Origin of the sequence: Lacisediminihabitans sp., from assembly GCF_043726815.1 — a bacterium.
Classification (GTDB): Bacteria; Actinomycetota; Actinomycetes; order Actinomycetales; family Microbacteriaceae; genus Lacisediminihabitans.
This window is the reverse complement of record NZ_JAYSJZ010000110.1, coordinates 1-11897: the sequence shown is the minus strand read 5'-3', so window position 1 is coordinate 11897 and position 11897 is coordinate 1. Positions and strand designations below refer to the sequence as shown.

The 11897-nt window shown below is 68.1% G+C and carries 11 protein-coding genes, 1 tRNA gene and 1 pseudogene; all 13 read right to left on the bottom strand.

The genetic code is table 11. From position 1 onward, the window contains the following. Positions 1–46: 46 nt before the first annotated feature. On the bottom strand, positions 47–328 hold the full coding sequence (locus ACHZD8_RS16545) for an SHOCT domain-containing protein (protein WP_394771524.1): 282 nt from the start codon (positions 326–328) through the stop codon (positions 47–49). A gap of 178 nt (positions 329–506) precedes the next feature. Further along, positions 507–1172 carry a response regulator gene (locus tag ACHZD8_RS16540; protein WP_394771523.1) on the bottom strand — a complete coding sequence of 222 codons (666 nt, stop codon included), beginning with the start codon at positions 1170–1172 and terminating at the stop codon, positions 507–509. Further along, a complete protein-coding gene (locus tag ACHZD8_RS16535) occupies positions 1169–2413 on the bottom strand; it encodes a sensor histidine kinase (RefSeq protein WP_394771522.1) in 1245 nt (414 codons plus the stop codon). Before ACHZD8_RS16535 ends, ACHZD8_RS16540 begins: the two co-directional genes overlap by 4 nt. Positions 2414–2539: 126 nt before the next feature. Beyond that, positions 2540–2612, bottom strand: a tRNA-Asn gene (locus ACHZD8_RS16530). Between the two features lie 106 nt (positions 2613–2718). Beyond that, positions 2719–3705, bottom strand: coding sequence for a lactonase family protein (locus ACHZD8_RS16525; protein WP_394771521.1), 987 nt, complete (start codon positions 3703–3705; stop codon positions 2719–2721). After that, positions 3702–4616: a D-isomer specific 2-hydroxyacid dehydrogenase family protein gene (locus ACHZD8_RS16520; RefSeq protein WP_394771526.1), complete on the bottom strand. Its 915-nt coding sequence runs from the start codon at positions 4614–4616 to the stop codon at positions 3702–3704. Before ACHZD8_RS16520 ends, ACHZD8_RS16525 begins: the two co-directional genes overlap by 4 nt. A 98-nt stretch (positions 4617–4714) precedes the next feature. After that, positions 4715–5059, bottom strand: coding sequence for a TfoX/Sxy family protein (locus tag ACHZD8_RS16515; RefSeq protein ID WP_394771520.1), 345 nt, complete (start codon positions 5057–5059; stop codon positions 4715–4717). Beyond that, a complete protein-coding gene (locus ACHZD8_RS16510; protein ID WP_394771519.1) occupies positions 5046–5891 on the bottom strand; it encodes an ATP-binding cassette domain-containing protein in 846 nt (281 codons plus the stop codon). The genes ACHZD8_RS16515 and ACHZD8_RS16510 overlap by 14 nt, the downstream gene beginning before the upstream one ends. A 1-nt stretch (position 5892) precedes the next feature. After that, positions 5893–7575 carry an ABC transporter ATP-binding protein gene (locus ACHZD8_RS16505; RefSeq protein WP_394771518.1) on the bottom strand — a complete coding sequence of 561 codons (1683 nt, stop codon included), beginning with the start codon at positions 7573–7575 and terminating at the stop codon, positions 5893–5895. After that, complete coding sequence (locus ACHZD8_RS16500) at positions 7572–8507, bottom strand: ABC transporter permease (protein ID WP_394771525.1); 936 nt, start codon at positions 8505–8507, stop codon at positions 7572–7574. The genes ACHZD8_RS16505 and ACHZD8_RS16500 overlap by 4 nt, the downstream gene beginning before the upstream one ends. A 113-nt stretch (positions 8508–8620) precedes the next feature. Next, on the bottom strand, positions 8621–9715 hold the full coding sequence (locus tag ACHZD8_RS16495) for an ABC transporter permease (protein ID WP_394771517.1): 1095 nt from the start codon (positions 9713–9715) through the stop codon (positions 8621–8623). Between the two features lie 178 nt (positions 9716–9893). Further along, positions 9894–11522: an ABC transporter substrate-binding protein gene (locus ACHZD8_RS16490; protein WP_394771516.1), complete on the bottom strand. Its 1629-nt coding sequence runs from the start codon at positions 11520–11522 to the stop codon at positions 9894–9896. Between the two features lie 170 nt (positions 11523–11692). Further along, positions 11693–11897: pseudogene (locus ACHZD8_RS16485) on the bottom strand (DNA primase); the annotation flags it as partial.

Sequence of the window (11897 nt, the reverse complement as noted above, 5' to 3'; positions counted from 1 at the left end):
CGCGAACCGGCGGCCGGCGTTCGGCCACCGGTTCGCGAGCGCCGGACTACTTTACCGGCGGCTGCGGATAGGCGTTGGCGCGAATCACCTCGAGCCGGGCACGGTACTCCTTCTCGTCGATGTCGCCCTGGGCGAATCGTTCGGCGAGGGTGGACTCGGCAGAACGCGCGGCTCCACCGCCCCACGGGGTGTGGCCCGGTCCATAGTGGCCAGGTCCGCCCCAGCCCGCGCGACGCCACCGACGGCCGGCGAGACTGAAGATGAGCACGAACAGGCCGATCCAGAACAACGGGATGAGCAGGAACAGGAAACCGAACCCGGCGCCCATTGGTCCAAACCAATGCGCTGCAGGCGCGGCCATGGCTAGTGTCGAAAGCACGATGTTTCCATTCGATCGGGGGTTCCGGCGGAACCTCATGCCCTCAGGATCGTCGCTCGCCGGCCCGGGCGAATCTGCCCACGGGATGCTGCCGAGTACTGCCCAGGGAGCATTCTCGGCCGCCGGGCTACTCCAGGTAGCCGGCCCGCACGATGCCGGTCTCGTAGGCGACCACGACGAGTTGCACACGATCGCGCGCGCCGAGCTTCGACATGATCCTCGAGACGTGGGTCTTGGCGGTGAGCGGGCTGAGAAAGAGCTTGCGGCCGATCTCGTCGTTGGTGAGGCCGTGGCCCACGAGGGCGAGCACCTCGCGCTCCCGGTCGGTGAGCACGTTGAGCGCCGAGGTATCCGGAGCCTCGTTCAGCGTGCCCGCAACCCGTTCGAGCAGTCGCTTGGTGACACTCGGCGACAGCAGCGCCTCTCCCCCGGCCACGACGCGCACCGCGCGGATCAGCTCCACGGGCTCGGTGTCCTTCACGAGGAAGCCGCTCGCCCCGGCCCGGATGGCCTGAGCCACGTATTCGTCGAGTTCGAAGGTGGTCACGATCACGATGTGGGTGCTGGCGAGGGCCGGGTTGGCCACGATCTGCTCGGTGGCCCACAGCCCGTCGCCGTCTGGCATGCGGATGTCCATGAGCACGACATCCGGCTTCTCCCTGGTCACGAGCGCGACGGCATCACGTCCCGTTCCCGCCTCGCCGACCACCTCGAGGTCGGGCTCCGCCTCGAGCAGGGAGCGGAACCCGCCGCGGATCAGCTGCTGGTCGTCCGCGATCGCGACGCGGATCATTCGACCACGTCCGTCGTGTGGGTGGGGATGCGTGCGGTCACGCGAAACCCGCGGTAGGGAAGCGGTCCGGCCTCGAGCGTGCCGCCCAGCAGCTCGGCTCGCTCGTGCATGCCGAGCAGCCCGCGCCCGCCGGAATCGTGTTTCGCCGCCGTCGCACCGACGCCGTCGTCGGTGATGGAGAGGATGTAGGTGCGCGCCTCCTCGCGGAGGTGCACGGTGGCCTTGGCGGCCCTGGCGTGCCGCAGAACGTTGGTGAGCGACTCCTGCGCGATGCGGTAGAGCGCGAACTGGGTCGCGGCGGAGGGAACCGTGGTGAGGTGGTCCACCAGTTCCACCTCGATGCCCTCCCCGGAGACGGACGAGACAAGACCGGGAAGCCGACTGAGGTCTGGCTCGGGCACGAGCGGGGCGCTCGGGTCCGCTCCGCCCTCCGCCCGGAGGATGCCGAGCACCGACCGCACCTCGTCGAGAGCGGTCTTGCTCGTCTCCTTGATGCTCGCGAGGGCCTCCTTGGCCTTCTCCGGCTGCTGGTCCATGAGGTGCAGGCCCACTCCGGCCTGCACGTTGATCTGGCTGAGCGAATGCGCAAGCACGTCGTGCAGCTCGCGGGCGATGCGCACGCGTTCGGCCTGCACCTCGGACTGCTTGCGTTCGGCGACTCGCCGGGAGAACTCGGTGAAACGCTCGCGGCGGGTGCGGATGCCCTCTCCGATGCCCATCACGATGAGGATTCCCAGCGTGATGGCGGCGATCCGCGGCGGAGACAGGCTCAGTCCGAACCAGATCGCGATGACGAGGGTGGCCACCCAGGCCACGGCCACGGAGATCCAGGCCCACACCCTGGCGCCCCGCACGATCGCCGACACGATCGCGAAGGCGAGGGCGATGTACGGCGGATGCAGGCTGTCGCTGAACAACAGGAGGTCGGCGCAGCCGGCGGCGGCGGCGATCGCCACGACCGGTCCGGGGAACCGCCTCGCGCCGATCAGGGCAAGCGGGCCGATCAGGGCGATCGCGAGGGCCAGGAGCACCTGGTTGCGATCCGACCACCCGACGGCGTGCAGCGGGCCACCGCCGCGTCCGCGGAAGAGCACCACAGGCACCTGCACGACGAACGAGACGACGACCGGGATCCACAGCTTCGCCCGCCGGGACATCCGCCAGTGCGGCCGGTTCTCGAATGCCCGCTCGTCCCAGGGTTCACGCCAGTGCGCTTCTGCAGAACGGGCGCGGTAGGGCATGGACCGATCGTAGTTGGGGGCACGGGACTAGGCATCCACCCCGCGGCGGCCAGTCGGTACTCCGCGGGGAGTACGGCGCTTAACGAACAAAGGCCGCAGGGGGTGGAGCCCCTTGCGGCCTTCGAGCTCCCCGACTTGGACTCGAACCAAGAACCTGCCGGTTAACAGCCGGCTGCTCTGCCAATTGAGCTATCGAGGATTGCTGTGAACAGCTTGCCCACTTTACCAAAGGTTGGCCGGTCTCCAAATCGGCGCCGCGGGTGGGCGTTTCGCGAGAGGCTCGACCCGCGGGAGGGCGGTGCGGTTCAGCCCACCGGCAGCAGGTAGGTGGGCGACGGAACGCTCTCCGGGCGACCGAGCGGGCGCGGGATGCCGGTGTGCGGCTCGAGCCGGAAACTCGTGACAGTGCTCGAGAGCTGGTTCGCCACGTGCAGCACTCCGCCGTCGCGCACGAGGTGTCTGGGCCACGACCCGCCGGTCGGCACGGCGGCGACCGGCGAGAGGTCGTCGATCATCAGCACGGCCACCCGGTTCGAGCCACGCAGGCCAACGTAGGCGAACGTGCCGTGCTCGTCGATGGCGATGGCCGCCGCGTGGTCGCCGGTCACCCAGTCGGCCACCACACGGCCGCTCGCGATGGTGCGGGCAGCCTCGTCGATGCGGTACACGCCGCCGTCCAGCTCTCCGAGCAGGTAGAGCTCGCCGGAGCTGTCCGCAAAGTCGCGCGGGCCGGTGCCCGGGGGGAATACCCCGGTTCCGATCCGTTCGAGCGTTCCGCCGCGCACCCGGTGCACGTGCACCCGGTCGGCGCCGAGATCGGCGCTCAGCACCGTGGGTCCCACGACGTGCGTGGCGTGGGCGTGCGGTCCGCCCTGGTCTTCGGTCGGGCCGCTCCCCGAGCCCTGCAGGGTCTGGGCGAGTTCGCCGATGCGTCCCTCGGCGTCGAGGGGGAAGACATCGACCGATCCGTCGCCGTAGTTCGACACGTAGAGCCGGCTCGCCGTGACGCTGAGGTGGCAGGGCGACCCGCCGCTGACCGCCCGGCCGCCGAGGGCCGCCAGCCCGAACTCGTCGACCCGGCGGAAGGCCTCGACCCGGCCGGAGCCCTCGTCCGTCGAGTAGACGATGCCCGGCACGACGCCGTTGGCCAGGAACGACGGCGACGAGGTCTCGGCGGCCAGCCCGAGGAATTCGAGCGTGCCGTCCTCACGCGTCGCCGCCGCGCCGATTCCGAGCGCGTCACCGCCCATCGAGGCGGTGTACGAGCCGATCCAGTGCGTGACGGGCCTCAATAGCCGGCCTCGACATCCACGACGCCCACGAAGCGGCCGTCGCCGAGAAACGCCTCGACGTTTTCTCGTATCCGTTCGGCGAGAAGGGGAGCGATCATCGCCGGGGTGTCTGCACTGTGCGGCGTGATGATCACTCGGGGTTCGTTCCAGAGCGGATGCCCGTCGGGGAGCGGTTCGGGGTCGGTGACGTCCACCCCGGCGCCGGCGATCTCCCCGGACGCGAGCGCCTCGGTGAGGGCCGCGGTGTCGACGAGCCCGCCCCGCGCGATGTTGACGAGGATGGCGGTGGGTTTCATCGCGGCGAGTTCCGGCGCGCCGATCAGCCGGCGGGTGCCGTCGGTGAAGGCCGCGGCGATCACCACGACGTCCGCCTGCGGGAGCACCTCTCCGAGCCGGTCGGAGGTGACCGTCCGCTCGGCGCCCGCCAGGTCTCCCGGGCTGCGTCGCACCACGGTCACATGCACCCCGAACGGTTCGAGCAAGCGGATGAGCTCGACGGCGATCCCGCCGGCGCCCACGATGAGCACGTTCAGCCCGAACAGGGAGGTGCCGAACTTCTCCCCGGTGGGCCAGCTCGTCGCGCGCACCCGCATCGGAATGAGGCGCAGCAGGGCGAGGGTGAGGGTGAGCGCATGTTCGGCGACCGGCTGCGAGTACGCCCCCTTCGCGCTCGTCCAGAGCGGCAGCGGTCGGTCGGCATAGACGGCAAGCACGTGCGAGAAGGCGTCGACTCCCGCATACGGCAGCTGCACCCACTCGATGGCGGGGTGGGCGTCGAGCACGTCGACGAGGTCCTGGGCGTCGCCGTAGGACAGCCAGACCAGGCCGCGAGTGTGCTCAGACAGCGGGGCGATCTCCCCGCCGCCGGCTCGCACCGCGTCCGCGAACGTCGGATCGTCATCCGGCATCACCGCGATGGTTCCCGTGTGGGGCCTGCGCTCCGGCGGTACGGCCTCGACCTCGCGGGCGGAGACGGCGCGGTGTTGTGAGACGGCGTGCTGCGTTGTGGTCACGTGGCTGATCTCCCGGCGCGTGGCGCCTTCTTCGGTTTCGGTGCCGGCAGGGCGTCGGCGGTCGCCTGAACGACCTCCTGCAGCCAGTCCCGGTCTTCCAGGGCGCCCGGCGGCACGCTGTGGTAGTCCTTGGCGCCCGGATACGGCGGCGCCGGCTCCGTGCGGTCGAGGAGCGCCGCATCCACCGGGCTGGGCTTGATGAAGAGGGTGTCGTCGCAGACGAAGCCGACGACCTTCCCGTCGCAGTAGAGGCAGTATTCGCCGAACATCCTGGTGGTGCTGATGGCGAGGCCGGCCAGCTGGTCCTCGAGGAAGCGCACCGTCGATTCACTCGTGGACATCGAGCCCCCTCGAGCGCTCGAGCCGCCTGGCCTTGGCGAGCCCCTTGACGTAGTAGTCCTCCGGATCGGAGAGCACCTCGTCGATGGGGCCATCGCCCACCACGACCCCGCGCTGCAGCACCACGACGCGGCTGGCGATCCTCGACACGACGGATAACTCGCTGCTCACGATCAGCGCCGAGAAGACCCGATCGTGCTGGAGCGCCGCGATCGTGTCGAGCACGCTGTCCCGCACCAGCGCATCCACCCCGCGGGTGGGCTCGTCGGCCACGAGCAGTGCAGGCTCGAGGATGAGCGCCCTGGCGAGGGCAACCCGCTGCCGCTGCCCGCTGCTGAGCTCGTGCGGCAGCCGGGACATCAGGCCCAGCGGCAGCCGCACCGCGTCGATCGCGGTGGCGACGGCCGCATTGGCCTCGCGCACGTTGAACTTGCGGTCGCGCCGGTAGATCGGCTCCGCCACGTTTTCCGCGATCGTGAGGATGGGACTCAGGCGTTCGGCCTCGTCCTGGCGCAGGTAGCCGATCCGCAGGGTGAGACGATCTCGTCGGTGCCGGCCGATACCGCGAAGCTCGCGGCCGAACACCTCCAGCGATCCCCCGCAGATCTCGGGGGTGCCCTCCCCCGAACCGATCTGCCCCATCTCCCCGGCTATCGCCCCCGCGAGCGTGGACTTGCCGGAACCGGACTCGCCGAGCAGTCCGACGATCTCGCCCGCCGCAATGTCGAGATTCACCCCGCCGACCGCGAGAAAACGCGACTGGGTGTTGTTGGCTCGGTAGCGGATCGACACATCGCGTGCCGACACCACCAGGCCCGCGGGCGGGGACTCCACGCTATTCCTCGGACCGCAGGAGCCGCAGTTCCTCGCGTCTGAGTGCCTGTTCGGCCGGGTTCGGCACTGGCAGCGAGGCGAGCAGCCGCTTGGTGTACGGATGCTGCGGGGCTCCGAGCACCTCGGCCCCTGTCCCCTCCTCCACGAGTCGCCCCTGGTAGAGCACGGCGATCCGGTCGGCGAGGATGTCGACCACCGCGAGGTCGTGGCTGATGAAGAGCGCGGCGAAACCAAACTCCTTCTGCAGCTCGGCGAACAGCTCGAGCACCTTCGCCTGCACGGACACGTCGAGCGCGCTCGTGGGCTCGTCGGCGATGAGCAGCTTCGGCTGCAGGGCGAGTGCCCTGGCGAGGGACGCCCGCTGGCGTTGGCCACCGCTCAGTTCGTGCGGGAACCTGTCGCCGAACGCCCTGGGCAGCTGAACCGCCTCGAGCAACTCGTTCACCCGCGACCGCGCCGCCCGGGAATTCGGCGACTTGCCGTGCACGATGAGCGGCTCGGCCACGCACTCCGCAATCGTGAGGAGCGGATTGAAGCTCGTGGCCGGGTCCTGGAACACGAAGCCGATGTCCCGGCGCAGCGGCCGGAACCGGCGCTCGTGCACCCCGAGCATCTCCTGACCGAGCACCGTGAGCGACCCGCCCGTGATCTTGGTGAGACCGCCGATCGCCCGCCCGATGGTGGTCTTGCCCGATCCGCTCTCGCCGACCAGGCCGAGCACCTCGCGCGCGCCGATCTCGAAGCTCACGCTGTTGACGGCGCGGAATCCCTTCCTGCCGAGGCGGCCGGGGTACTCGATCACGAGGTCCTTGGCGACCACGAGCGGCGCCGAGGTCGTGAGGGCGCGTTCGGCAGCACGCTCCTGTGTGCGGACGGTGCCAGAGCCCAGGTAGGGCACGGCGGCGAGCAGCTTCTTCGTGTACGGATGCTGCGGGTTTTCGAAGAGGGAGGTGGCATCCGCCTCCTCCACGACCTTGCCCTCGAACATCACCGCCACACGGTCGGCGAGGTCGGCGACGACTCCCATGTTGTGGGTGATGAGCACGATCGCCGTGTCGAATTCGTCGCGCAGCCGGCGCAGCAGGTCAAGGATCTCGGCCTGCACGGTCACGTCGAGGGCCGTCGTCGGCTCGTCGGCGACGATCAGCTCCGGGTCGAGCACGAGTGCCATGGCGATGACAACCCGTTGCTTCTGGCCGCCGGAGAACTGGTGCGGGTAGTAGTTGACCCGGTTGGCCGCGTCGGGGATGCCGACCTTCTCGAGGATGTCGATCGCCTTGGCCTTTGCCTCCGCCCGGGTGTACTTGCCGTGGGCGTGCAGCCCCTCCGCGATCTGCCAGCCGACCGTATAGACGGGGTTGAGCGCCGTCGACGGCTCCTGGAACACCATCGCGGCACTCGTGCCGCGGATCTCCCGCAGCCGGGCCTTGCTCACGGTGACGACGTTGTCCTGGCCGAGCAGAACGACCCCGGATGCCGTGGCCGTCTCGGGCAGCAGCCCGAGGATCGACTTGGCGGTCACGGTCTTGCCGCTTCCGCTCTCGCCGACGATCGCGAGCACCTCGCCGGCGTTCACCGAGAGGGTCACGCCGTCGACGGCGCGCACGTCGCCACCGTCTGTGGCGAAGGTGATGGTGAGGTCGGTGATGCCGACCGCCTGTTCGCCGCGGGTGAGTGAACTCATTCGCGCACCTCCAGTGCGAGATCGCCGACGACATCCGTGCTCGCCTCGGGGGCGGTGTCCAGGGTCGGGGCGGGCGGCGCCGAGCCGTCGGCCCGCCGCCTGGTTCTCAGTCGCGGATCCGCGAGGTCGTTGAGGCTCTCGCCGACCAGGGTCATCCCGAGCACGGCCAGCACGATCGCAAGGCCCGGGAAGACCGAGGTCCACCAGATGCCGCTCGTGACGTCGGAGATCGACTTGTTGAGGTCGTAGCCCCACTCGGCCGCGGACGTGGGCTCGATGCCGAAGCCGAGGAAGCCGAGTCCGGCCAGGGTGAGGATGGCCTCCGAAGCGTTGAGGGTGAAGATCAGCGGCAGCGTGCGAGTGGCGTTGCGCAGGATGTGCCTGAACATGATTCGACCGGAGGAGGCGCCGAGCACCTTGGCCGACTCCACGAAGGCCTCGGCCTTGATGCGCACGGTTTCCGCCCGGATCACCCGGAAGTACTGCGGGATGAAGACCACGGTGATCGAAATCGCCGCGGCGAACACGCCGCCCACGAGATTCGATCGCCCACCGGAGATCACGATCGACATCACAATCGCGAGCAGCAGGGTCGGGAAGGCGTAGATCGCGTCGCAGACGACGACCAGGACGCGGTCGAGCCAGCCACCGAGATAGCCCGAGACCACGCCGAGGAGCACGCCGGCGAAGATCGAGAGCACGATAGCCACGACGATCACGAACAGTGCCGTCTGCGATCCCCAGATCACCCGGGAGAGCACGTCGTAACCGCCGACGGTCGTCCCGAGGAGGTGGGTTGCCGACGGAGGCTTCTGCGCACCGAAGTTGCCGGCCGCGTCGGAGAGCTGGGAGTACCCGAACGGCGCAAGCAGTGGCGCGAAGATCGAGGTGAGAACGAAGATCGCGACGATGATGAGCCCGGCGACGAGCATCCCGCGCTGGAGTCCCACGCTCTGCCGCACCTGGTGCACCACCGGGATGCGCGTCCACAGCGGGCGCTTCGGGGCGAGGTCCACGCCCTGTTCTGCCGTGTCGATGGCCACGATCAGTACCTCACTCTCGGGTCGATGAGGGCGGCGATGACGTCCACGATGAAGTTTGTGACGGCCACGACGACCGCGAGCAGGGCCACGATTCCCTGCACGGCGACGAAGTCACGGGCGCCGAGATACTGGGCGAGCATGAAGCCGAGGCCCTTCCACTCGAAGGTCGTCTCCGTGAGCACCGCACCGCCCAGCAGCAGGGCGATCTGCAACCCGATCACGGTGATGATGGGGATCAGCGCCGGCTTGTAGGCGTGACGGCGCACGAGGCGGTACTCGCTCACTCCGCGCGACCGGGCGGCATCCACGTAGTCGGCGGACAGCGTGCCGATGACGTTGGTGCGTACCAGTCGCAGGAAGATCCCCGCGGTCAGGAGGCCGAGGGCGATTCCGGGCAGGATCGCGTGGGCGAGCACATCCGCGAGGTTAGCCGGGTTTCCGGTCTGGATCGCGTCGATCAGGTAGATGCCGGTGGGGTGCGGAAGCAACTCGATGTCGAGTTCCGTGCTCGTGGACGCTCGGCCGGAGACGGGCAGGATGCCCAGCCAGACCGAGAACACCAGCTTGAGCAGGAGCCCCGCGAAGAAGACCGGCGTGGCGTAGCAGAGGATGGCGAAGACCCGGAAGATCGCGTCCGGCCACTTGTCACGGAAATAGGCCGCGAGCATGCCGAGCGGGATTCCGACGATGAACGCGACGATCAGGGCGTAGAACGCCAGCTCGAGGGTGGCTCCGCCATAGGTGAGCAGCACCTTGGTCACGGGCTGGTTGTCGCTGATCGTCGTGCCGAAGTTGCCGGTGAAGATCTGGCCGAGATACTCGAAATACTGCACGAGGATCGGGCGGTCGTACCCCGCGGCGTGAATGCGCTCCTGCAACTGGGCCGCGCTCAACCGGCCGCCGAGGGCGGCGGTGATCGGGTCGCCGATCGTGCGCATGAGGATGAAGACCATCGTGACGAGAATGAAGACCGTCGGAATGATGAGCAGCAGCCGCACGATGAGGTATCGCCCGAGTTGACCACCCCCGCCGGCCTTCCGCCTCCGCGTGCCGGGAGGCGATGCCGGCGCCTCGGCCGGAATCACGGATGTCGTCATGGTCACCAATCTGGGCTGTCAGGACACTCTGCTGCGTTGAAGAGGGTCCGGCGAAAAGAACGGGGACGACCCGCAACTGGTGCGGACCGTCCCCGTCTACGGCTAAAGAGATTTTAGCCGGTCATCTGGCGCGCCGTTACAGCGCTATTGTGCCGCCACGTTTCGACGGCGGTTCGTGCTACTTCGTGAGGGTTCCGAAACGGAACTTGAACGACGCGTCGAGGGTCACTCCCGAAACGCCCTTCCCGGCAACGGCGACCTGCGCGCCCTGGAGCAGCGGGACCGTGGACAGGTCAGCGGCGACCTTGTCCTGGATGGTCTCGATGTCCTTGGTGCGCTTCGCCTTGTCGGTCTCCACGGCCTGGGCCTTGATCATCGAGTCGACTTCGGAGTTGTCATAGTGGTTCGCTAGGAAGTTGTCCTTCGCGAAGAACGGTGACAGGTAGTTGTCGGCGTCCGAGTAGTCCGGGAACCAGCCGAGCTGGTAGGCCGGGTACAGGTCCTTCGTGCGGTCCTTCGAGTAGGTGACCCACTCGGTGGACTGCAGGTTGACCGTGAACAGCCCGCCCTTTTCGAGCTGGCTCTTCACGAGAGCGTACTCATCGCCCGAGGATGCACCGTAGTGGTCCGGGTTGTACTGCAGGTTCAGCACGACGGGAGCGGTGATGCCGGCCGCGGTCAGGGCCGACTTGGCCTTTGCACCGTCCGGTCCGCCCTTGCCGTCTCCGTAGAGGCCCTTGAGCGCCGTGTTGGAGCCGGTGAGTCCGGCCGGAACGTAGGAGTAGAGCGGGAGGTAGGTGCCCTTGTAGACCTGGTCGGCGATTGCCTGGCGGTCGACGAGGTCGGCAACGGCCTGGCGCACGGCGAGGGCCTTGGCCGGGTCGGCGCCCGGGGACTTCACGCCGAAGGGCTGGGTGTCGAAGTTGAAGACGATGTAGCGGATCTCTCCACCGGGGCCCGTCGTCACCTTCACGGCCGAGTCCTTCTTCAGGTCGGCGACGTCAGTGGCGGAGAGGCTCCGCGAGGCGACGTCGATGCCACCCTTCTGCACATCCAGCTTCATGTTGGACTGGTCCGTGTAGTACTTGAGGTTGATCGTGGCCGTCTTCGGGGCGCCGAGCACGCCCTTGTAGCCCGAGAACGCCTTGAACTGCACGAGCTGGTTGAACTTGTAGCTGCCGATCGTGTACTGGCCGGCGAAGGCCTTGCCCTTGACGATGTCGTCGTCGCTCGTGACCTTGTCGGCCGAGAAGACCTGCTCATCGACGATCGGGGCGGCGGGGCTGGAGAGGATCTGGGGCCAGATCTGGTCGTTCGCCGCCTTCAGGTGGAAGACGACGGTGGTGTCGTCCTTCGCCTCGGTGCTCTCGAGGTTGTAGAGCAGGGTCGAGGGGCCGTTCTCGTCCGCGATCTTGATCTGGCGGTCGAAGGAGAACTTCACGTCGGAGGAGGTGAGCTTGTCGCCATTGGCGAACGTGAGTCCCTTCTTCAGGACCACGGTGAACTCGGTGGGAGCCGTGAACTTGGCGGACTCCGCGATGTCGGCTTCGACATCGGAGGTTCCGGGCTTGGAGTTCATGAGGAACGGATAGACCTGGTTCATCACGGCGAACGAGCCGTTGTCGTACGAACCGGCCGGGTCAAGCGACGTCACCTTGTCGGTGGTGCCGACGGTGAGCGACGTTGCGGCCGTCTTGCCAGTGGTAGAGCCACCGCCGGCGGCGCAGCCGGACAGGGCGAGCGCCGCGATTGCGGTGCCTCCCAGCACGGCGAGCGTTCGCTTGCGGAACGTGGATGCGGATGTCATATCCGTCTGCCTCTCTCGTAAAGAACACAAAGGTGTGCCTCGAATGGCACGCCAGAGCACTGCTGTATGACTCCTTGGTAACACAGATCCGACGAGCGCGACCAATCGACGGGGCAGATATGGGCCAATGTTTACTCGACTGCAACAACGCCCACCGCAATTGCGGTGAACTACTCCGAACGGAGTTCGCGGCGCTCGGCCTCGATACGCACGAGTTCGACCTGCACCTCGCGGTACCCGCCGGGGTCGGCGGCCGCATCGGTGCGCTGGAGTCGGCCGAGCAGTTCGGCCTTGCGCCGCAGCAGGTCGCGCTCGATCAGGTTCGCGGTGACGCCCCTGCAGTAGGCGGTGAGATCCCGGCCCTCCTTCTCGGGA